Source organism: Gordonia sp. NPDC003376 (assembly GCF_053589235.1).
Window position 1 is genome coordinate 298216 of record NZ_JBSFRM010000004.1, and the last position, 20108, is coordinate 318323.

The window sequence follows — 20108 nt, forward strand, 5'->3', positions numbered from 1 at the left end:
GTCGGGGGGTCACGAAGACCGACCGACGGGGCACCGGAGAGTCGCCAGAACGGTCTCCGCCGAGACACGCCAGGAGTGGCGCGCCGCGTTGGTCACGCCACGTTCGATCAGATCGGACCGCAGTTGATCGTCGTTCTCCAAACGCGTGACGACGCACAGCAACTCGGTGGTGTCGTCGGCGTCGAAGTAGAGCGCCGCGTCGGCCCCCACCTCGGGCAACGATCCGGACCTGCTGCTGACCACGGGGCACCGCAGCGACTGCGCCTCGACCAGTGGTAGCCCGAATCCCTCATAGTGCGAAGGGAATACGAGTGCCCGACAGTTCTCGTACATCCATCGCAGCTCGCCGTCGGTGAGCCGACCGGCGATGATCGCCGCGGACGCCAGTGGTGAAGCGGCACCGAACACCCGGGGATCACCCGCGGCGCCGACGACGATCACCGGCCGGCCGGATCCGACCAGGGCGGCGACCGGCTCACGAAGATTCTTGTGTATCGCCAGGTTTCCGACGACGAGGTAGCACGCTCCGATGTCCTCGACACGATCGGCGAGCGGCGGGCGCTCGGGGGCGGCCGTCGTCACCGATCCCGCTGCGCACCCCGCCACCACGAAGCGCTCACGGGGGACCCGGAGCAGCCGGCTCAACTCGCCGGCACTGAACGCCGACACCGTGATCACATGGGTTGCGGTGCGCGACAGCACCGCGTAGAGCAGCGCATAGAACGCCACGAACGCGGGACGGAAGGTGCGCGGATACCGGAACGGGGTGGCGTCGTGCATGGTGACGAGCTGACGCAGCTTGAACAGCGGTGCCGGACCGGCAAAGTTGAGCAGGACGGCACCGCGGCTCGAGAGCGGAAGTGCCACTTGCTCGAACACGACACCGGAGAACCGTGACCGGACCACCCGGACATGGCTGCCGCCCATCCATTCCGGCGGCGTGACCCCGGCGGGGATGTGGACGACCAGATCGGTGCCGAGCTCGACACACTGCGCGACGATCTCGGCGGCGTAACGTTGTGTCCCGGAGAGATTCTGGGACAGCCATTTTCCGTTCACATGGAGCGGCCGCCGGGTCGCGCCCGCCGTGCGCGGTCGGATGCGCATGCTCACCCGTCCCCGAACAGTGGGGCGTACAGGCGGTCGAGGGCGTCGTGCTGGGCGTTGTCGGTGTGGTCGCCGAGCGAGGTCCGGGTCTGCTCGACCATACGATGGTGGTAACCGGGCTCGGCGAGGGCGGCGAGCAGGCACGCCCCGTCGTCGGCGGAGTCGGCGATCAACGGCAACCCCACACCGCGCAGATACGGTTGTCGTCGGGCGATCACCGGCAGACCTGCGGCGGCCGCCTCGAGCACCGAGATCGGGAACCCCTCCCACCGCGCGGTGTGCAGATAGACGTCCTCTGCGGCCAGTTGGGCCTGGGCGATCGGCCGGGGCACCCACCCGGTGACCTCGACCCCGGCCGCGTGCAGCGTCGCCACCTGCTCGGGGTCGCCGTCCCCGATCCATCGCGCGACCAGGGGCACACCCTCGGCCCGCGCGGCACGCACCGTCGCGGCGAAGAACCGCGCGTCCTTCTGCGCGCTCAGCCGTCCGTTGCCGACGACGTGCAGGATCTGTCCGGGACCGCCGGTGTGGGCGGGGACATCGGCGGGGGCGACGTTGGGGACGTAGACGATCTGTGGCGCGCGTGGGTGCCACCGCGACAGGTCGGCCTCGCGGGGCGAGCACGCCGCCACCGCGGTGGTGTTGAACGAGAGCGCCCACTCGACCGCCCGGAAGGCGCGGCGGGTCACGCTCGCGACGTCGCGGCGTTCGGAGGCATAGCAGTGCGGGGTGTAGACGATCGGGTGGGCGTCGGATCTCGTGACGGCCAACCGGACGTACCCGCCCGCCCTGCTCGAATGTGCGTGCACTATCGCACCCCGCCGGTGGGCGAGCAGGCGGCGGAGGAACAGGATTCGTGCCGGGGTTCCGGCGGGCAGCGTACTGATCCGGGAGAACCCGATCAGGTCGGCGTCGTCGACCGGCGCCTCGGGTCGCGTCGCGAACACCAGGTGGTGCTCGGCGCGCGGATAGTTGCGGACGTAGTCGCGGATCGCCGAGGCGGTCCCGCTGGCGAAGGACTCGGTGACATGGATGACGGTGCGCATTGCGGCTCACCGAACCTGGGTCGGACGGCCGTCGACGGTCCAGCCGCCGAGCGTCAATGCCGTCGGGGGGAGATCGGTGGCGAAGGGCGGCACCAGGCTCTGCCGCACATCGATCCGGGAGAGCACCAGATCCTCGACCCGACCACCGTGGGCGAATGCGCCGACGTCGCGCTGCGCGGTCAGCGGTGTGCCGGTGATGGACACGCCGGAGATCCGGACGTCGGTGACGGACTCGCCGGGGCGTGCGGAGACCAGCATCGCTCCCTGCACCACCAGGGGATTGAGGTTCGTGGTCCGGAGACTGCCGCGGGTCGCGGTGACATCGCTGACGCCTTGGGTGTTGTAGGGGGAGCCCTCGGCCGCGATGTAGAGCCCGGCCGCATTGGTGTCGGACACCGTGAACCCGTCGATGGTGATCATCCGACCGCCGACCACGGATATCCCTCGGCCCCAATGTGTTCCGGAGACGGTGATGTCACGCACGGCGATCCCGGAGGTGATCTCCTCGCCGCCGTAGGACACCACCGCGATGCCGTCGTCGCCGGTGGCGGTGGTGTGGGCGCCGGTGATGGTGCCATCGGTGGCGCCGTGCGTGACGTGGATTCCGTCGGCCCGGGTGTCGCGCACATCGACGTCGTCGAGTCGGAATCGCCGGGCGCCGAACACGAAGATCCCCGCGGCGGCCGAACCGTACACCCGCACACCGGAGATGTGGGCGTCGTCGCCCTGGATCACCAGTCGGTGCTGGTCGAGTCCGGAATAGCGACGATCGGTCGGCGGTCCCATCAACGTGAGGTCGGAGATGGTCACGCCGGCGGCCCGCACCTGCAGTGACGACGTGATGGCGTTGGTGGCCCGGACCGTGGCGCCGTGCCCCCGGATCGTCACGCCGGGGGTGGTGATCGCCAGGGTCGTGTTCTGGGTGTAGGTGGTGTCGGCGAGGTCGAGGGTCTGTCCGGGACCCAGCGACCGGAGTGCGATCTGCAGATCCGGGATCGGTTGTGCCGATGAGGTATCGGCGCAACTGCCCAGGACGAGCAGGACGCACAGCGTGATGGCGGCGACGGCCGCCCGGCCGACCGGCGGAGCGATCATGGTCCGCTGTCCCGGTGTGCCGGGGCGCGGGGGCGGGCCGGAGGCCGGTACCGGTGGTGCCATGCCGCGACCGCGGCGACCGCGGCGATCGACACCCAGATCGGTGTTGCGCGTCCCTGGACCCAGTAGAGATATCGCGGCATCTCCAGGAGCCCGATGAAAATGATCGGGTAGGCCATCATGCCCAGCAGTCGTCCGTTGCAGAAGCTCCGGTATGCCACGCCGACGATCAGCCCCATCACCGCGAAATACGTGATGCCGCCGAGGAATCCGAAATCGGTGAACGGGCCGGTGTAGCCGCTCGGGTTGTTGAACTCGGCGTTGCCGTATATCCCGAGCAGGGTGTCGTAGCCATCGGGGCCGGGGCTCGGATTCGCCTGCGGTTCGGTGAGGCCGGAGTACAGATCGAGTTGGGCGACGCCGGGCGCGGTCCACACCCCCTCGATGGAGTCGTAGGGGATGCGTTGTGGCCAGCGGGAGTGCTCGTAGAGGATGGCCCCGTTGTTGATCGAGGTGGCGTAGTATCCGGCGATTCGGTCGACCACGAACGTCCCGAATCCGCGGTCGGTCTGGCTGCGGTAGAACGTCCACGACCGAAAGTACTCGAACAGCCCGAACACCGAGATCAACAGTGGCAGTGCGGCAATCGGTGCCAGGCGGGCCAACACCCGCCGGGCGCCCCGGCGGGCGTCGAGCCGGCAGGCCCAGATGACCACCAGAGGCACCACCAACTCGAGCACGGCGAGGCGTTCCGAACGCACGTAGGCGCGACCGGTGGCCAGCGCGACGACCGTCACGATCTTGAGGATCGCCGATCGGCTCGGCTGTTCGATCAGAGAGAGGGCCGAGATGACGACGACGGCGACACCGCATTGTGTCAAGGTGGTGACACCCGGCAGGGTCCCGATCACATCCTTGAGTCCGGTTCCCCCGGTTGTCCTTCCGGCCAGGAGTTCGGTGGGGGTCACGCCGGCCCGGACGGCGAGTATCCCGAATCCCGCATAGCCGAACAGGGTCAGCCACAACAGAATCGAGCTCGATCGATGGAGCAGGGTGATGGTTTCCGCGGAGAAGAGCGGGCCGCGCGGTGGCCCGGTACCGCCGGGTAGGGCGGCGCCGATCATCGATGTCAACGCGAGTGTGAGTGCGCCGCAGGCGAAGATGAGTGCGGTGGTCGTGGTGAGGGTCTTGGGTGAGTGCCACAACAGGCGGAACTCGGTGTCGCCGATCATCATGGCCGGGATGAGCGACAACGCTGCGACCGGCAGGATGACGCCTGCGGGATGCACCCACCACACCCGCGGCCGCCACGGGGGCCGGGTCGCGTCGTCGGGCCGGACGCTCTCCGGTCTTCCTCGGATGGCCGTGCGGGCGGTCATGACTGTCGATCCCGGCCCAGATAACCGATGAATTCGCCACGGAGATAAGCGATGTCGGAGTCGGCGAGGATGCGGTCGCCGCGGGCCCGGCGGACCACGCTCGCGCCGGCCTTGCGGCCGGCGTAGTAGAGCAATTGTGTTCGGGACAGGCGATGGCGTCGCCACAGGTGGCCGGTGCCGATGCCGTACTTGTACATCTTGTCGATGAACGCCTCGCTGATGTCGTGGCGATCATCTGCCTGGAACACCCGGACGGTGGGGTCGTAGGCGATCGTGGAGCCGGCCGCGATCATGCGCAGCAAGAGGTCGGATTCCTCGCCCGCACCGCGCAATCCCGGCGAGCCGACTCCGATCCCCTCGTCAAAGGGGGCCTGCGACGGCAACGCGGAACGCCGCAAGAACATGGTGCTGCACACGCTCGTCCGGAGGATGTTCGAGCGCGACACCGTGGTCGCATGGCTCTGCCAGCGCAGCATGGACGGACTACCGTCGACGGTCACCTGGATCCCGCTGAGGCCGTCGATCGCGGGAGTGCTGCGGAGGCGTCGGACGACTCGCCGGAGGGTCTCCGGCGGGTACCAGCAGTTGTCGTCGGGAAACGCGAGGAGGTCGCCGGTGGCGAGGATGGTTCCGGCGTTGCGGCCGGTGGATGCCCCGCGCCCACTGGTGGTGGCGATCGCGGTTCCCCGGAATGTGTGGGTGTCGAGGACCTCGGTACATCGCCGGTCCGGGTCCTGATCGACGAGAATCAGCTCGACGCCGTCCGCGATGTCGGAGTCGACGATGTCGGAGTCGGCAATCGACTGCAGCAGACGGCCGAACGCGTCGGGTCGGCCGATGGTGCTGCACACCAGGCTGATCGCGGGCGCGGTCATCTCGACCTGCGATGGGTCTCGGCGACGGACGCGGGGATCGGTTCGGGGAACCGGACCGCCGCGTCGGTGCGGTCGGCGTGGGGCCGGGTTCCGCGATCGCGGCCCCACCGGCGTCGGTGACGGGTCACCACGACCTGCATGGCACTCGGCGTGTCGAGCGCCAGCACCGCGTCGAGCGCGGCCTGGGTGTCGGTGTGCAGGCGGATGACCACGGCCACCGTGGTGTACTCACGCACGAGGCCGACCACGTCGGGCGCATCACCGAGTGGGCCGATCTCGACGATGTCGGTGGCGTCGATCGCGGTCCCCGGCCCGATCGCCGCGACCAGCAGGGTCCGGATCCGGCCGGCGCCCGAGTCGGGACCGGTCCCGATCACCGCGATTCCGCCGCCGGGGCCGGGGGCCAGCTGGTCGAGGAGCCGGCGGCCGGCCCGGATCTCGGCGCCGGTGATCGGGTCGCGGTCGCCCGAGGCGGTGTCGATCTCCGGCTGCAGTACCGTGATGCCCTGGCCGAGAAGGGATTCCGTGGAGGTGACGATGCCGCGTCGGTTGCGCCAGAGCAGTGCGCCGCCGAGTCCGAGGATCCCGCCGGCGACGGCACCGAGTGCGATGGCGACAGTCCATCCACCACCGCCGCCCGACGACGACACGGTGGGGGTCTGGACCACCGTGACGTTGGGGCCCGCTTCCACCTGCACCGCGACACCGGCCATCTGGGATCGGAGCTCGAAGGTCTCGCGGGTGGGGTCGACGGCCAGCTCACTGTCGATCACCCGCCGGATCGCGGCGATGGTGGCCTCACCCTGACTCGTCAGCTGGGATCGCAGATGGTCGGTGTACACCTCCAGGGCGACCCCGGCCGCCCAGAGCGCGTCGTCGGCGTGGTCGGCCGTGGTGGTGAGCGTGATGACCGCGGACTGTCCGTTCTGGGTGGCGGTGATCGTCGCCCCCGGATGCTGCGCGAGTCGCTGGTCGACGGCGTTGTGGTAGCCGGGACCGGAGAGATACGCGACCTCGTTGGCGACCTCGATATGTGCGTCGTCGCTGGTCCATTGGGGATTGTCGAGTGGCGGTTGCACCTGGATGAGGGTCTCGGCGGTGGCCGTGGCGGTGGTGGACGCGTGGACGATCGCGCCGAGGGCGCCGCCGAGGACCATCATCACCAGGGTGACCGGCCACAGGCGTGAGATGAACCGGGTGATCGGTGCGGGAATGGTGAATCACCTCCCTTCACAACGTAGGACGAGAATAGCGAAGTGAAAGGCCTTTCGGAGGTGCGCTGAACAATTGCATCGAGTCAGCCGACATCGATGTTGGCGCCGACCGATTCCAGGATCAGGGTGCGTGTGGCGGCGGAGGTGGTCGGCAGCCAGATCGCCATCACGGGGGCGAAGGGAGGATTCTCGAACGGGAGAATCCGTACCTGACCGCGGTGCGCCCACCCCGGCTCGTTGGTCACCAGCGCACATGCCTTGGGGCGGACCACCACCGAGGTGTGCGGTGGAATCCCGCGCTGGGTGGAGGTGATGATCGTCGGATCGAAACCAGCCCGTCGGCAATAGAATTCGACCATCCGGGTGTACTCGTCCTCGAGTGAGGACACCACGATCTCGTACGGCTCGAGATCGCTCATCACGCAACTGTCCTGGTGGGCCAGGGGGTGGGTGGAATTCACCGCGAGACGGAGCTCGTGTTGCATGGCGACGGCACCGGACAGGCCGGGTGGGATGCTCGCGCGGCGTGCCAGGGCGAGGTCGATCCGGCCCGTGAGCAGGTTGTCGCGGATGGTCGGTGCGGCGATCGGCATCACGTCGATGGCGAGACCAGGGTCCTGGAGGACGGCGGCCTCGATGACCTGGAACGCCTCCGACGGGGCGAGTTCGGCGGTATGTCCGATCATGTACGGGTCCGGCCGGCCGGTTCCGACCGCCTGTACCCCGGATGCGAGATGGGACCCGCCGGCCAGCAGTGGCAGGGCTCCGTCGTAGAGCCGGCGTCCGGCATCGGTCAGGGCGAGTGAGCGCCGCGACCGCGAGAACAGTTCGACGCCGAGTTGGTTCTCGAGCTCCCGGATGGTCACCGACAACGACTGCTGGGAGATGGCCTGTTGCTCGGCCGCCACGCGTAGCGAGGGTGCATCGACAACCGCCACGAACAGCCGCAGACGACGGAGGTCCAGGTCTCGGATGGCGGTGTGACCCGTTTCGTCAGCTGTCACCACTCAATCAAAGCAAATCCCCAGCGGTGACATTCCGAATCGCCATCATTGCAAACAGTGTCTTCGTTGACGCGGATTCGGGGCATGCCGGACCTGGGGATACGATTTCTCGGGCGGTGCGGTTTCGCAGGCGGATTCCTGGCATCCTGGACGGGTGAGTCCGTGGGCCATCGTCGCGATCCTCATCCTGGTGTGGGTGGTGCTGTCGGTGTCGGTTGCCGTCGTCCTCGGGCGGATGATCGCCCTGCGTGACCGCAAGGAGAAGCCTCGCCGACCGCATCGCGGCAATCCGACCGCGTCGGGTGGCGGGCGATCGTCCACCCATCACCGGGGTGCCTGAACGTCGCCTCGCCCGGGCTCTGCCGTGCGTCGGCCGATACCGTAGCGGACATGAGTCCAGCCTCGCATTCAGAATGGGATCGCCCCGCCGACGCGTCGTCGCCGCACGAGGGCGGGTTCCGTGCGCAGATCGACATCTCGACCACGCGCGGTGGCCCGCGGTATGGCCAGCTCAACGAGGAACTGCGCCGCCTGATGGATCTGGCGCGCTATGCATGCCCGCCCGAGGAGCTGACCGAGGCGATGATCGATCAGGTCCGGGCGCTCAACGAGAACCTCGCCAAGGTCCAGGTGGACGAGTGGGAGACGCCGTCGGGGACGCGGATCGATCTGCCGTCGCGGGGCAACCTGACGGTGCCGCCGTACGTCGTCACCGACGGCGGGCCGGACGGCGTGACCGCCGACGTCACCTTCCGGCCGTTCCATCTCGGCGGCAACAAGGCGGCGCATGGCGGGCACATCGCCGTCGCCTTCGACGACCTGGGTGGGCTGGCTTCGGCGCTGAAGGTGGAGGGCGTGACGCGCACGGCGTACCTCACCGTCGGCTATCGGTCGCTGACCCCATTGAACACCCCGCTTCAGATGCGCACCTGGGTGGAGACCCTCGATGGCCGCAAGGCGTTCGTGAAGGGCACGCTGCACGACGGCGAGCGGCTGTGCGCCGACATCGATGCACTGTTCATCGCGTTGAAACCGGGACAGCCGTGATCGGTTGATCGTCTGATCGATTCACGAGGCCGGTGCGGGTATCCCCTTGCCGGCGCCGATTCCGCTGACGCGGAAGGCGATTCCGGATCGGGTGCTACAGGATTCGGTCCGGGATCTCGGCGGTGTCGGCCGCGGCGTCGCAGGCCCGGTGGGGCTCGTTCGTGTGCGCCGGGGTCAGGTGAGTTCCTGTGCGTCGATCTGGAATCCGGCGGCCCGCAGACGTTCGACCAATGCGTCACCCATCGCCGCGGCGGGGGTGAGCACACCGGTCCGGGCCGGCAGGGTGGCGCGATCGAGCGCCAGGGTCAACGCGCTCTCACCGAGCATCACCGCGGTCGCCTTGTACCCCGGGTCGCCCTGGGCGCGCATCTGCGAGCGGTACCGACGTCCCGTGCTGGTGCGGGTGAATGTCTGGGTGACGAAATGGCCTTTGTCCCTGCTCTTCTCGCTCGGCCCCTGCCCGGGGTCGGGGAGCACCCTGTCGAGGAGCCGGCGCGTGGGACCGAAGCTCATCGCACCCAGGAAGGCGCCGGTTCCCACGCCCACGACACCGGCGATCAGCGTCGAGAGTCCTGGTACACCACCGACGTTCATCGTCTCGGCGTAGTGGAAGTCCGGGCCGTAGGCACCGTCGAGCAGCGCATCGGACCGGCGGACGACGCGAGTGTTGTACGAGGACATGAAGAACGGGGCGAGTGTCCCCGACAACGAGGGGTCGACCTTCTTGCCGCGGACGATCGCGATATCACTCGGCTCGCTCGACATCGACACCTTCGGAGTGGTGTCGGAGGTACCGGACAGCGCCTGCGGGTTGAGCAGCAGCCGGCGGGTCTGCGGGTCCTTGGCCTGCTCGGCGATCACCCGCATCGAATCGATTGTGCCGCCGGAGATTCCGCCGCGCATGGACCGGACCACCATGGTGGTGTCGGTGAGGGTGCCGGCGGCGTCGTCGGACACCGTGCGATACAGCACGTAGGCGCCGAGATCGGACGGGACGGAGTCGAAACCGCAGGAGTGGACGATCCGTGCGCCGGTCGCGACGGCCGTGTCGTGGGCCTTGGCGATGGAGTAGTGGACGAACGGCACCTCGCCGGTGAGGTCGACGTAGTCGGTGCCCGCCGAGGCGGCGGCCACCACCAAGGCCTCGCCGTAGCGCAGGTACGGGCCGACGGTCGTGCAGATCACGCGGGTGCGGGCGACCATCGCGTCCAGCGAACTCGGTGAGTCGGCGTCGGCGACCACCAGCGGCCACGACGCCGCGGTGGCCGGCAGTCGGCGGCGGACCTCGGCCAGTTTGGTCTCGGTGCGTCCGGCCAGTGCGATGCGGGTCCCGGCAGGCGCGTGTTCGGCCAGGTAGCGAGCGGTCAGTTCGCCGACGAAGCCGGTGGCGCCGAAGACGATGACGTCGAACTCGCGGTCGGACGATGAAGCTGTGGATTCCCCGTTCATGGTGCCGAGAGTAACCGTTACGCGACGTACGTCACAGTTGCGCTCATGGTCGCATGCGGCGGGCGGCCCACCGCGCGGCGAACGGCGCCACGAACAGCATCAGCAGAACCCGCAGGATCTGCGCCGCGACCACGAATGCGACATTCCCGCCGGCTGCGGTCGCCGCTGCCAGCACCGCGTAGATGCCGCCCGGTGTGGTGGCCAGATAGCAGTCGAACAGGGACTCGTGAGTCCACGCCGAGAGCAGCACGCCGAGCAGGGCACATCCCACGCCGATCCCGATGATCAGGACGACCGCCAGGGGCAGTACACGGCCGATCGCCCGCAACCGCGCCAGGGTGAAGCCGAGCCCGGCTTGCCAGCCGATCACCGCATACGCCACGGCCGGCAGCACCGGCGAGACCGCGGCATCCCCGGCGATGCCGGTGAGCTCGGCGACAGTGGTCAGGGCCATCGGGCCGAGCAGGCCCGCGGCCGGGAGACGTACCCGGCGCCCGAGCGGGGCGCCGATCCCGATGCACACGGCGAGGAGGAGCAGACCCCACGCCTGATCGACGAGAGTGGGACCCGCCGCGGTGACCTGTGCAGACGACGCACCGAACACCCACGACGAGATGACGGGGATGGTCACCGTGACCAGGGCGACCCGCAGGTACTGGACGACTGCGACCATCCGCTCGTCACCACCGAGTTCGCGGGTCAGGGCGACCAGGCCGGAGGCCCCGCCGGCCACCAGCGCCAGTGCACCGGTCAGGGTGTCGACCTGTTTGTGCAGGCCCAGGAGGGTCCCGCCGGCCACCGACAACGCGAGGGTGCCCAACCCCATGACCAGCACCGGGAACCACGACGACCCGAGGCCTGACAGCGTGTCCGGGTCGGCCATGGTGCCGATGAAGACACCGAGGATGCCCTGTGCGGACAAGAAGGCAGATCGCGGGACGATCGGGGTGTCGGGGCTGTCGTCGTCGGGGTTGTCGTCGTCGGGATCCGAGGCCGCCTCAGGGGCGGTGGTCACGGCGGCGCGGGGTGCGCATCCCGCGATCGCGAGCACTGCCGCCACCACCAGGCCTGCGAACAGGGCGGCCGCATCGACATCGGCGAGTTCGAGTAGAAGTGTCCCGGCCGCGGTCAGGGCGATGAGCAGAATCCAGCGGGGCACCGGGTTCAGCGTAGGGGTGCCGTCCGCGCTCGTCCGGGTGAGGGGAGGGGCGACGAGGTGTGTCGAAACCTCTTGGCCGATGTCGATGGTGTGACCAGCTGGGAATATGGTCGCCTTCTGGCGTGGTTGCGGGGATGTCGACTCGGGTTCTCGCTGCGCTCGGTGCCGGCTCGATCATCGTTCGGGCGTTGGCTGTTGGCTGTTGGTGTGGGTTGCGGGGATGTCGACTGGGGTTCTCGCTGCGCTCGGTGCCGGCTCGATCATCGTTCGGGGCGTTGGCTGTTGGTGGTTGAGCCGATGAGGAGCGGAGCGACGAGGCGTGTCGAAACCTCTGTTGGCCGACGTCGGGTGGTGACCACGGCAGAGCCGACACTCGGGGTGCAGGGACGCTCAGACGGTGGCGGTCCCGACGCTGAGTGCGCCGTAGGCCCTGGGGACGCCGTGCTGATAGAACTGGTCGATGTCGGTGACCTTGAACCCGTTGTCGGCCAGCAGCTTCGGGATGTCGCGGGTGAGGTGGCAACCGCCGGCGATCCGTTTCTGGACGGGCTCGAGGCGTCGCTGCCACCGCTGGACCCCGACATCCGGCGCGTGCCCGTGCTCCAGGAAACAGAACGACGCACCCGGCCGCAGCACCCGGGCCAGTTCGTGCAACGCGGCCGGCAGGTCGGCGATGGTGCACAGTGTGAACGTCGAGAGTGCCGCGTCGAAGGAATCGTCGTCGAACGGCAGCCGCTGGCCGTCGAGGGCGCCACGGTCGATCGGGACGGACGAGGCGGCGATCCGCGAGTCGGCCATCTGCCACGCCACGTCGGACGGTTCCACCGCCACCACCCGGGTGACGGCGTCGGGGTAGCGGCCGACGTTACGGCCGGACCCGAAACCGACCTCGATCACCTCACCCGACAAACCGGCACAGGTCCGGGCACGCAGAGGATCGAGCATCGAGGACCCGCAGGTCAGGTCGATGACGTGGGGTAAGACGCGGTCGTCGTAGAAACCCATCACCACCATCCTAATACTCTGGGAGCCATGAATCCCTCGACTTTGCAGGCGCGGGTGATCGTCGACGAGATGATCCGTGGCGGTGTCCGCGAGGCGGTGCTGTGTCCCGGCTCCCGCAACGCACCGCTCGCCTTCGCGTTGCACGCCGCCGACACCGCCGGACGGTTGCGGCTGCACGTCCGAATCGACGAGCGGTCGGCGGGATATCTCGCGTTGGGTCTGGCGGTGTCGTCGCGCCGTCCGGTGCCCATCGTCATGACCAGTGGCACCGCGGTGGCCAACATGAGTCCGGCGGTGTTCGAGGCCAACTATGCCCGTGTCCCGCTGGTGGTGGTCAGCGCCAATCGGCCGTACGAGCTACTCGGGTCGGGGGCGAACCAGACCGTCGAACAGTTCGGCATCTTCGGTACCCAGGTGCGGGCGACGATCAGCCTGGGGCTGGCCGAAGCCGACCTCGACACCAACAGCCAGTGGCGGTCGGCGGTCGGCCGTGTCCTGGCCGCCGCGCGCGGGGCGCGCACCGGCAACGCGGGTCCGGTGCAGTTCGACATCCCGCTGCGCGAACCCCTCGTCCCCGACCCCGAGACCTTCCCCGACGACGACCTCGGGAGCTGCGCCGGACGACCCGACGGCATGCCGTGGACGCAGGCACCGGTCGGCAAACTCGACATCCCACTGCCCATCGATCTCTCCGCCGACACCGTCGTCATCGCCGGTCACGGCGCCGGGCACCATCTGGCGCTGGACGGCATCCCGACCATCGCCGAACCGACCGCACCGCACCCGGCAACGCCACTGCATCCACTCGCGCTCGACCGGATCACGCCCCGGCAGGCGATCATCTGCGGGCGGCCGACCCTGCACCGCGGGGTGTCCCGGCTGCTCGCCGATCCGCAGGTCAAGGTATATGCGGTCACCACCGGCCCACGCTGGCCGGACGTGTCGGGCAACGTGTACGCCACCGGTACCCGTGTCGAGGCGATCGCCGAACCCCGCGAGGACTGGCTCAAGGACTGCGCCTCGGTGCACCAGCGGGTGCTCGACGCCGTGGACGCCGAACTCGACGCACCCGGCTCGGCGACCGGCCTACACGTGGCGCGGGTGGTGTCGGCGGCGATGGGACCCGGTGAGCAACTCGTCGTCGGCGCCAGCAACCCGATCCGCGACATCGCCCTGGCCGGGCGCCTCGGGCACGGTGTGACGGTGCTGTCCAACCGGGGCGTGGCCGGCATCGACGGCACCAACTCCACCGCGATCGGCGCGGCCCTGGCCCGCGACGCCGAACACCCCGGCACGCGGACCGTCGCGCTGATGGGGGACCTGACCTTCATCCACGACGCGACCGGCCTGATCGTCGGTCCAAGCGAACCGCGCCCGCGACGCCTCACGATCGTGGTGGCCAACGACGACGGCGGGGGTATCTTCAGCATGCTCGAGCAGGGCGACCCGCGGTTCAACACCGGGGCCTACGCCGGGGCCTACGAGCGGGTGTTCGGGACGCCACACCACACCGACATCGCCTCGGTGTGTGCCGGCTTCCACATCCCGCATCGGCTGGTGACACTCGACGGATTGCCGACGGCGCTGGCACAGGTCGCCGACACCGGTATCGAGGTGATCGAGGTGTGCACCGACCGCGACCGGCTGCGTGCGGTACACGCCGGGATCGTCGCGCGCCTGCGCTGACGGGTCCGGGCTGACGGGGCTGAGTATCCTGATCGACATGAGTCCGGTCATCCTGCGTCGCGTCCAGAAGACGCTGCTGGTGATCGGACTGATCGTCACGGTGCTATCGGCGTGCATCGTCGTCGCGGCCTATCGCAACGATGCGGCGATCGATGCGAACAAGGGCACCGTGATGGCCGACATCGTCTCGGCCGACCGCCTGCACGCCGTCGCCTACTTCCAGACCCCCGACGGGCAGATCGTCAGTCCACGCCTGGGGCTGCTCTACCCGACCGAGCTGGGCACCGGACAGCGGATCAGCGTCGAATACGACACGACCAACCCCGATCTGGCACGGCCGGCGGGACGTGGATGGACGCTGTCGATCATCCCGGCGGCCTCGGTCGCGGTGATCGGCTGGATCGTGGTGGTGGCGCTGATGTTGCTGATCGCCGAGGTCAACCGTCGGTGGGTACGACGCTCGCAGCGTCGATCCTCCACCGACGACGAGTCGAGGCCCGAGCCCGGGCCCGCCGACGAGCGGGAGACCGTCGACGCCTGAGGGGTGAGGCCATGTGACGCCGGACATTCGTGGACAGTTCGTGTCGGCGTCATGTCCGGCCCCCACCACCGTCACCGCGTGTCGGGACGATGCCCTCATGCGCGTCGCGATCGTCGCCGAGAGTTTCCTCCCCCAGGTCAACGGGGTCGTCAATTCGGTGTTGCGGGTGGTGGACCACCTGGAGCGCACCGGGCACACGGCCGTGGTGATCGCCCCGGACTCGGTCCGGGACGGACACACCGCGCCACCGCTGGTGGGTCGCCGCACACCGGTGCACACCGTCCCGTCGATGCGGTTCCCCGGCGTGACCTCCCTGCCGATCGGGGTGCCGACGCCGGCGCTGTACCGCACGCTGCGGGATGCGCGGCCCGATGTGGTGCACCTGGCGTCACCGTTCGTCGTCGGCGGGGCCGGTGCGGTTGCCGCCCGCACGCTGCGCGTGCCCACGGTGGCGGTGTTCCAGACCGACGTCGCCGGATTCGCCGAGGCCTACAAGATGGAACTCGCCGGGCGTGCCGCCTGGCAGTACACCCGGGTGCTGCACACCCTGTGTGCGCGGACGCTGGTGCCGTCGTCGGCGACGATGGCCGAACTGGCCTCCCGCGGAATCCCGCGGCTGCACCGGTGGGCGCGCGGGGTGGACACCGCACAGTTCTCGCCGGCCAACCGTGACGAGCGGTTGCGATCGGAGTGGACCGGCGGGCCCGGTCGGCTGATCGTCGGATTCGTCGGTCGGCTCGCCCCGGAGAAGCATGTCGAACGCCTCGCCCCGCTCGACGCCGACCCGAGCGTGCAGCTGGTGATCGTCGGCGACGGCCCGGAGCGTGCGCGGCTGGGCCGGCTGTGCCCGAATGCGGTGTTCACCGGCGAACTGCGGGGCGCCGAACTGGCCCGCGCCTATGCGAGCCTCGACGTGTTCGCGCACGCCGGGGAGCACGAGACGTTCTGTCAGGCCATCCAGGAGGCGATGGCGTCGGGATTGCCGGTGGTGGGACCCGACGCCGGCGGGCCGCGTGATCTGGTGACGCCGATGGCCACCGGCTTCCTGCTGGCACCCGGTGAGTACGAGGCGCGGATCGGCGAGGCCGTCGACGCCCTGCGCGATCCGGTGCAGCGGGCGACGATGGGCCGGGCCGGGCTCGCCGCGGTACGGGCGCGCACCTGGCCGGTGCTGTGTGAGGAACTCGTCGGTCACTACCGTGCGGTGATCACGCACAGCCGGGGTGAGGGCGGGTTGGCGTCCGAGGGGATTCGGCTCGCCGGGTAGCGTGGTCGGCATGGCCGATACCGATCGCGCGAGTCTGGACAAGGATCCCACCGAGGTCGCGGCGATGTTCGACGGCGTCGCCAAGCGCTACGACATCACCAACACAGTGCTCTCGTTCGCGCAGGATCGACGCTGGCGCAAGGCGACCCGCAAGGCCCTCGCACTGACCCGCGACGACATCGTGCTCGACCTGGCCGCCGGGACCGCCGTCTCGACGGCCGAACTCGCGTCGTCGGGGGCGCGGTGTGTGGCCGCCGACTTCTCACTCGGCATGCTCAAGGCCGGCGCGCACCGCGACGTACCGAAGGTGGCCGCCGACGCGCTGGCCCTGCCGTTCGCCGACGGATCGTTCGACGCGGCCACCATCTCGTTCGGCCTGCGCAACGTCCACGACGTCCCACAGGCCCTCAGCGAGCTGCATCGGGTCCTCAGACCCGGTGGGCGCCTGGTGATCTGCGAGTTCTCCACGCCGACGCTGCGGCCGTTCCGCACGGTGTACATGGAGTACCTGATGAAGGCCTTGCCCGCGGTCGCGACCCGGGTGTCGTCGAATCCGGCCGCGTATGTCTATCTGGCGGAATCGATTCGGGCGTGGCCCGACCAGTTCGGCCTCGGTGATCTCCTCCGTGACGCGGGTTTCGAGAGCGTCCGGTGGGAGAACCTCACCGGCGGTATCGCAGCGATCCACTCCGGGGTCCGCGCCTGATTTCTGGTTGTCCTACAACGGTTTTCAGGCGAAGGGTGGGCGATCGTCCAGCCGGCTGGAGGCGCCACCCACCGACCGCCAGGCGCGGGCGATCAGGTCGGCGTCGTCGGGGGTGATCAGGTTGCCCATCACGCGCACCACCATCGACATCAGTCGCTGCGACCGGATTCCGGGACGACCCAGGATCGGCACGGTTCGCGGCATGGTGAGCAGCCCGGCCAGGCGTCGGGCCGCGGAGAACGCCGTCCCGTAGTGCTCGACGAGTTCGGCCCGCCACGCCTCGGTGTGATCGCCGGCGGCCAGGCGTGCCACCGCCAGTCGCGCCGTCTCCAGTGCGTAGTCGATGCCCTCACCGTTGAGCGGGTTGACGCATGCCGCGGCGTCGCCGACGAGCATCCAATTGGGGCCGGCGACACCGCTGACCGCCCCGCCCATCGGGAGCAGTGCGGAGGCGATCCGGACCGGGTCGCCGGTGATCTGCCACTCGTCGCCGACCATCCGCGCGTAGTGCTCGAGGATCGGCCGCAACGCCATGCTCGCCGGCCGTTTGGCCGTCGCGAGCGCACCCACGCCCACGTTGAGCAGGCCCGTCGACCCGAGCGGGAACACCCAGCCGTAACCGGGCAGCAGTTCGCCGTCGGGGCCGCGTAACTCCAGATGTGAGCCCATCACCCGCGCATCCGACAGCGGCGACGGCACATAGGAGCGGGCGGCGACGCCGTAGGCGGTGTCGCGGTGCCAGGTGCGGCCGAGGATCTTGCCCAGCCCGGACCGCACGCCGTCGGCGACGATCACCTGTCCGACGCGGATGGTGTGCCGCCCGGCCGGGGTGTCGAGGACGACCGAGGTGATCCGGCCGTCGTCGAGGACGACGTCGACGGCCTTGGCGGGTGCGGCCATCCGCGCACCGCGGCCGAGGGCGAAGCGGCGGATCGCGTCGTCGAGTTCGGTGCGCGCGATGGCGCTGCCATGGGTGGGGAAGCGGCCCGACGGCCACGGCACGTACACCGACCGGCCCCACCCGTTGAGCTGCAGGCCGTCCAGGCGCGGCCGTCCGTCGAGCAGGTCACCCAGGCCCAGGGCGTCGAGCTCGGCCACCGCGCGCGGGGTCAGGCCGTCACCGCAGGTCTTGTCGCGGGGAAAGGCGGCCGCGTCGGCGAGCACGACGTCATATCCGGCGTCGGCGGCGTGGGCGGCGGCGGCCGACCCGCCGGGACCCGCGCCGACCACCAGGACGTCGGCGGAGGCAGGGATGTCGATACGTGGCGCGTCGGTGGTCACCGGACAAGTATGTCGGCGCGCGGGTGACCCACGTCGATCGGGCGGTGGGAGGGGTTGCGGATAGGCTGCTAGCAGAAGTGCCCGGGTTCTGCGCGCCGACACAGGTGTCGCGGACTGGGCTGTCCACGTTCTCGAGGGGAGCGGCGCAACACGTGAAGTCGACATTCACCGGGGTAGACCTCGTGACCGACGAGTTCGCCGAGACGGTTCGATCGTCACTGGCACGGGTCGAGGACCTGCTGCTCACCGAGCTGGCGTCGGGGGACGATGTGATGACCGAGGCGGCCACCCACCTGGCCCGGGCCGGTGGCAAGCGGTTCCGGCCCATGTTCGCGATCCTGGCCGCCCAGTTCGGGCCGGAGGCCGGCAGCGGCGATGTGATCACCTCGGCCACCGTCGTCGAGATGATCCACCTGGCGACGCTGTACCACGACGACGTGATGGACGAGGCGCCGATGCGACGTGGCGCACAGAGCGCGAACGCGCGCTGGACCAATTCGATCGCGATCCTCGCCGGCGACTTCCTGTTCGCCCGCGCCTCGCGGCTGGTGTCGACGCTGGGTCCCGACGCGGTACGGATCATCGCCGAGACCTTCGCCGAACTGGTCACCGGGCAGATGCGCGAGACCGTCGGCGCGGGGGAGGGCGTGGACCCGATCGACCACTACCTGAAGGTCGTGTGGGAGAAGACGGGCTCACTGATCGCGGCCGCCGCACGGTTCGGCGCGATGGCCTCGGGTGCGTCGGCCACCGACACCGACCGCCTCTCCCGGATCGGCGACCTCGTCGGCACCGCCTTCCAGGTATCCGACGACATCATCGACATCAGTTCTGTCACAGGTGATTCCGGTAAGACCCCGGGGACCGATCTGCGGGAGGGCGTGCACACCCTGCCGGTGCTGTACGCGGTGCGCGAGCAGGGCGCCGACGCCGACCGTCTGCGGGCGCTGCTGCTCACCGAGGCCGGGGCACCACGACCGCTGACCGACGACGACGAGGTGGCCGAGGCGCTCGCGTTGCTGAACGCCTCGCCGGGAATGGCCGCGGCCCACACCAAGATGGACGAGCTCGCCGCGCAGGCGCGTGCCGAGCTGGGCCAGCTGCCGGACATCCCGGCCAATCAGGCGATGCGATCGCTGGTCACCTACACCGTCGACCGGATCGGATAGCGCCGGCTCCGGTGGAGTGGGGAAACCAAACCGGTCCCCGGATCGTTTGAGACACTGGATGGCGTTTGGCGCGCCAGGAGATCGAACGAGGGATTGATGCACTTCAACGGACTGAAAACGGCGGCCCTGCTGGGGTTGATGTCGGCGATCATCGTCGGGATCGGCGCGGCCTTCCGCAACCCCACCATCCTGTGGGGATCGGTGATCCTGGCGATCGCGGTGAACGGCTACGTGTACTTCAACAGCGCCAAGATGTCGCTGAAGGCGATGCACGCGCAACCGGTCACCGAGGTCGAGGCGCCGGTGCTGTACCGGATCGTCCGAGAGCTCGCGACCGCGGCGCGTCAGCCCATGCCCGCGCTCTATATCAGTCCCACCGAATCACCGAATGCCTTTGCCACGGGCCGTAATCCGAAGAATGCTGCGGTGTGCTGCACGGCCGGGATACTGCGTTTGCTCGACGAGCGGGAGCTGCGTGCGGTGCTCGGTCACGAGCTCTCGCACGTGTACAACCGCGACATCCTGATCTCGTCGATCGCCGGCGCGATGGCTGCGGTGATCAGCGGTCTGGCCAACTTCGCGATGTTCTTCGGGGCCTTCGGCGGCAACCGCGACAACGGACCCAACCCGCTCGTCCTGATCCTGATCAGCTTCCTCGGGCCGATCGCGGCAACGGTGGTGAAGATGGCGGTGTCGCGGTCGCGGGAGTACCAGGCCGACGAGTCCGGCGCCGAGCTGACCGGTGACCCCCTCGCCCTGGCGTCGGCGCTGGCGAAGATCTCGGGCGGCATCCAGGCGGCGCCGCTGCCGCCGCAACCCGACATCGCCGCCCAGCAGCACGCGATGATCGAGAGCCCGTTCCGGGCCGGTGACCGGATGGCGAAGATGTTCTCCACCCACCCGCCGACCGAGGACCGCATCCGTCGGCTGCACGAGATGGCCCGGCGCGGGTCGGGTGGCGACGCCCACTGAACGTGTTCGGGTGCCCGGTGAACGTGTTCGGGTGCCCGGTCAACGAGATGGGACGCCCGCTGCACGGGTCGGGACGCAACAGCGCCCACCCGAGTCGTCGTCGAGT

The 20108-nt window shown here is 69.4% G+C and carries 19 protein-coding genes; 8 read left to right on the forward strand and 11 right to left on the reverse strand.

The genetic code is table 11. The features are described from left to right. Positions 1-9: 9 nt before the first annotated feature. The 7 genes from ACWDUA_RS06990 to ACWDUA_RS07020 form a co-directional block, all read right to left on the reverse strand. Positions 10-1107: a glycosyltransferase family 4 protein gene (locus ACWDUA_RS06990; protein ID WP_449750282.1), complete on the reverse strand. Its 1098-nt coding sequence runs from the start codon at positions 1105-1107 to the stop codon at positions 10-12. Positions 1108-1109: 2 nt separating this feature from the next. Continuing rightward, entirely contained in the window at positions 1110-2153 is a 1044-nt protein-coding gene (locus ACWDUA_RS06995; protein ID WP_449750283.1) for a glycosyltransferase family 4 protein, read from the reverse strand. 6 nt (positions 2154-2159) lie between these two features. Beyond that, a complete protein-coding gene (locus ACWDUA_RS07000) occupies positions 2160-3248 on the reverse strand; it encodes a right-handed parallel beta-helix repeat-containing protein (RefSeq protein WP_449750284.1) in 1089 nt (362 codons plus the stop codon). Continuing rightward, positions 3245-4627: an O-antigen polymerase gene (locus tag ACWDUA_RS07005; RefSeq protein ID WP_449750285.1), complete on the reverse strand. Its 1383-nt coding sequence runs from the start codon at positions 4625-4627 to the stop codon at positions 3245-3247. The genes ACWDUA_RS07000 and ACWDUA_RS07005 overlap by 4 nt, the downstream gene beginning before the upstream one ends. Next, the gene (locus ACWDUA_RS07010) at positions 4624-5502 is read right to left on the reverse strand and encodes a glycosyltransferase family 2 protein (RefSeq protein ID WP_449750286.1); all 879 of its coding nucleotides are present in this window, start codon (positions 5500-5502) and stop codon (positions 4624-4626) included. The genes ACWDUA_RS07005 and ACWDUA_RS07010 overlap by 4 nt, the downstream gene beginning before the upstream one ends. Further along, entirely contained in the window at positions 5499-6659 is a 1161-nt protein-coding gene (locus ACWDUA_RS07015) for a hypothetical protein (RefSeq protein ID WP_449750287.1), read from the reverse strand. Before ACWDUA_RS07015 ends, ACWDUA_RS07010 begins: the two co-directional genes overlap by 4 nt. 140 nt (positions 6660-6799) lie before the next feature. After that, positions 6800-7720 carry a LysR family transcriptional regulator gene (locus ACWDUA_RS07020; protein WP_449750288.1) on the reverse strand — a complete coding sequence of 307 codons (921 nt, stop codon included), beginning with the start codon at positions 7718-7720 and terminating at the stop codon, positions 6800-6802. A gap of 154 nt (positions 7721-7874) precedes the next feature. Here ACWDUA_RS07020 and ACWDUA_RS07025 point away from each other — a divergent pair, with 154 nt between their 5' ends. Then, positions 7875-8060, forward strand: a complete 186-nt coding sequence (locus tag ACWDUA_RS07025; protein ID WP_449750289.1) for a hypothetical protein — start codon at positions 7875-7877, stop codon at positions 8058-8060. Positions 8061-8110: 50 nt separating this feature from the next. Beyond that, complete coding sequence (locus ACWDUA_RS07030) at positions 8111-8767, forward strand: PaaI family thioesterase (RefSeq protein ID WP_449750290.1); 657 nt, start codon at positions 8111-8113, stop codon at positions 8765-8767. Between the two features lie 174 nt (positions 8768-8941). Here the strand turns inward: ACWDUA_RS07030 and ACWDUA_RS07035 are convergent, their stop codons facing one another. The 3 genes from ACWDUA_RS07035 to ACWDUA_RS07045 form a co-directional block, all read right to left on the reverse strand. Then, entirely contained in the window at positions 8942-10216 is a 1275-nt protein-coding gene (locus tag ACWDUA_RS07035) for a saccharopine dehydrogenase family protein (RefSeq protein WP_449750291.1), read from the reverse strand. A 43-nt stretch (positions 10217-10259) separates the two neighbouring features. Continuing rightward, positions 10260-11375 carry an AbrB family transcriptional regulator gene (locus ACWDUA_RS07040; RefSeq protein ID WP_449750292.1) on the reverse strand — a complete coding sequence of 372 codons (1116 nt, stop codon included), beginning with the start codon at positions 11373-11375 and terminating at the stop codon, positions 10260-10262. Between the two features lie 390 nt (positions 11376-11765). Further along, entirely contained in the window at positions 11766-12380 is a 615-nt protein-coding gene (locus ACWDUA_RS07045) for a class I SAM-dependent methyltransferase (protein WP_449750293.1), read from the reverse strand. 27 nt (positions 12381-12407) lie between these two features. On the opposite strand from ACWDUA_RS07045, the gene menD reads away from it, so the two are divergent. From menD to ACWDUA_RS07065, 4 genes are all read left to right on the forward strand, one after another. Then, entirely contained in the window at positions 12408-14066 is a 1659-nt protein-coding gene (gene menD, locus ACWDUA_RS07050; RefSeq protein WP_449750294.1) for a 2-succinyl-5-enolpyruvyl-6-hydroxy-3-cyclohexene-1-carboxylic-acid synthase, read from the forward strand. A 37-nt stretch (positions 14067-14103) separates the two neighbouring features. Then, positions 14104-14607, forward strand: coding sequence for a hypothetical protein (locus tag ACWDUA_RS07055; RefSeq protein WP_449750295.1), 504 nt, complete (start codon positions 14104-14106; stop codon positions 14605-14607). Between the two features lie 97 nt (positions 14608-14704). Further along, entirely contained in the window at positions 14705-15874 is a 1170-nt protein-coding gene (locus ACWDUA_RS07060; protein ID WP_449750296.1) for a glycosyltransferase family 4 protein, read from the forward strand. 10 nt (positions 15875-15884) lie between these two features. Continuing rightward, entirely contained in the window at positions 15885-16580 is a 696-nt protein-coding gene (locus ACWDUA_RS07065) for a demethylmenaquinone methyltransferase (RefSeq protein ID WP_449750297.1), read from the forward strand. A 24-nt stretch (positions 16581-16604) separates the two neighbouring features. On the opposite strand, the gene ACWDUA_RS07070 is transcribed toward ACWDUA_RS07065, so the two are convergent. Beyond that, positions 16605-17861 (reverse strand): geranylgeranyl reductase family protein, encoded by a 1257-nt coding sequence (locus ACWDUA_RS07070; RefSeq protein WP_449750298.1) that lies wholly within the window; start codon positions 17859-17861, stop codon positions 16605-16607. A 152-nt stretch (positions 17862-18013) separates the two neighbouring features. Between ACWDUA_RS07070 and ACWDUA_RS07075 the strand changes: the two genes are divergently transcribed. Further along, complete coding sequence (locus tag ACWDUA_RS07075; protein ID WP_449750299.1) at positions 18014-19030, forward strand: polyprenyl synthetase family protein; 1017 nt, start codon at positions 18014-18016, stop codon at positions 19028-19030. Positions 19031-19126: 96 nt separating this feature from the next. Then, entirely contained in the window at positions 19127-20002 is an 876-nt protein-coding gene (gene htpX / locus ACWDUA_RS07080) for a zinc metalloprotease HtpX (RefSeq protein WP_449750300.1), read from the forward strand. Positions 20003-20108 lie beyond the last annotated feature (106 nt).

Bases quoted from the DNA above. Each gene is read 5' to 3' on its own strand.
- ACWDUA_RS06990 (WP_449750282.1), bottom strand. From the start codon at position 1,107: ATGCGCATCCGACCGCGCACGGCGGGCGCGACCCGGCGGCCGCTCCAT.
- ACWDUA_RS06995 (WP_449750283.1), bottom strand. From the start codon at position 2,153: ATGCGCACCGTCATCCATGTCACCGAGTCCTTCGCCAGCGGGACCGCC.
- ACWDUA_RS07000 (WP_449750284.1), bottom strand. From the start codon at position 3,248: ATGATCGCTCCGCCGGTCGGCCGGGCGGCCGTCGCCGCCATCACGCTG.
- ACWDUA_RS07005 (WP_449750285.1), bottom strand. From the start codon at position 4,627: ATGACCGCCCGCACGGCCATCCGAGGAAGACCGGAGAGCGTCCGGCCC.
- ACWDUA_RS07010 (WP_449750286.1), bottom strand. From the start codon at position 5,502: ATGACCGCGCCCGCGATCAGCCTGGTGTGCAGCACCATCGGCCGACCC.
- ACWDUA_RS07015 (WP_449750287.1), bottom strand. From the start codon at position 6,659: ATGGTCCTCGGCGGCGCCCTCGGCGCGATCGTCCACGCGTCCACCACC.
- ACWDUA_RS07030 (WP_449750290.1), top strand. From the start codon at position 8,111: ATGAGTCCAGCCTCGCATTCAGAATGGGATCGCCCCGCCGACGCGTCG.
- ACWDUA_RS07035 (WP_449750291.1), bottom strand. From the start codon at position 10,216: ATGAACGGGGAATCCACAGCTTCATCGTCCGACCGCGAGTTCGACGTC.
- ACWDUA_RS07045 (WP_449750293.1), bottom strand. From the start codon at position 12,380: ATGGGTTTCTACGACGACCGCGTCTTACCCCACGTCATCGACCTGACC.
- menD (WP_449750294.1), top strand. From the start codon at position 12,408: ATGAATCCCTCGACTTTGCAGGCGCGGGTGATCGTCGACGAGATGATC.
- ACWDUA_RS07055 (WP_449750295.1), top strand. From the start codon at position 14,104: ATGAGTCCGGTCATCCTGCGTCGCGTCCAGAAGACGCTGCTGGTGATC.
- ACWDUA_RS07060 (WP_449750296.1), top strand. From the start codon at position 14,705: ATGCGCGTCGCGATCGTCGCCGAGAGTTTCCTCCCCCAGGTCAACGGG.
- ACWDUA_RS07065 (WP_449750297.1), top strand. From the start codon at position 15,885: ATGGCCGATACCGATCGCGCGAGTCTGGACAAGGATCCCACCGAGGTC.
- htpX (WP_449750300.1), top strand. From the start codon at position 19,127: ATGCACTTCAACGGACTGAAAACGGCGGCCCTGCTGGGGTTGATGTCG.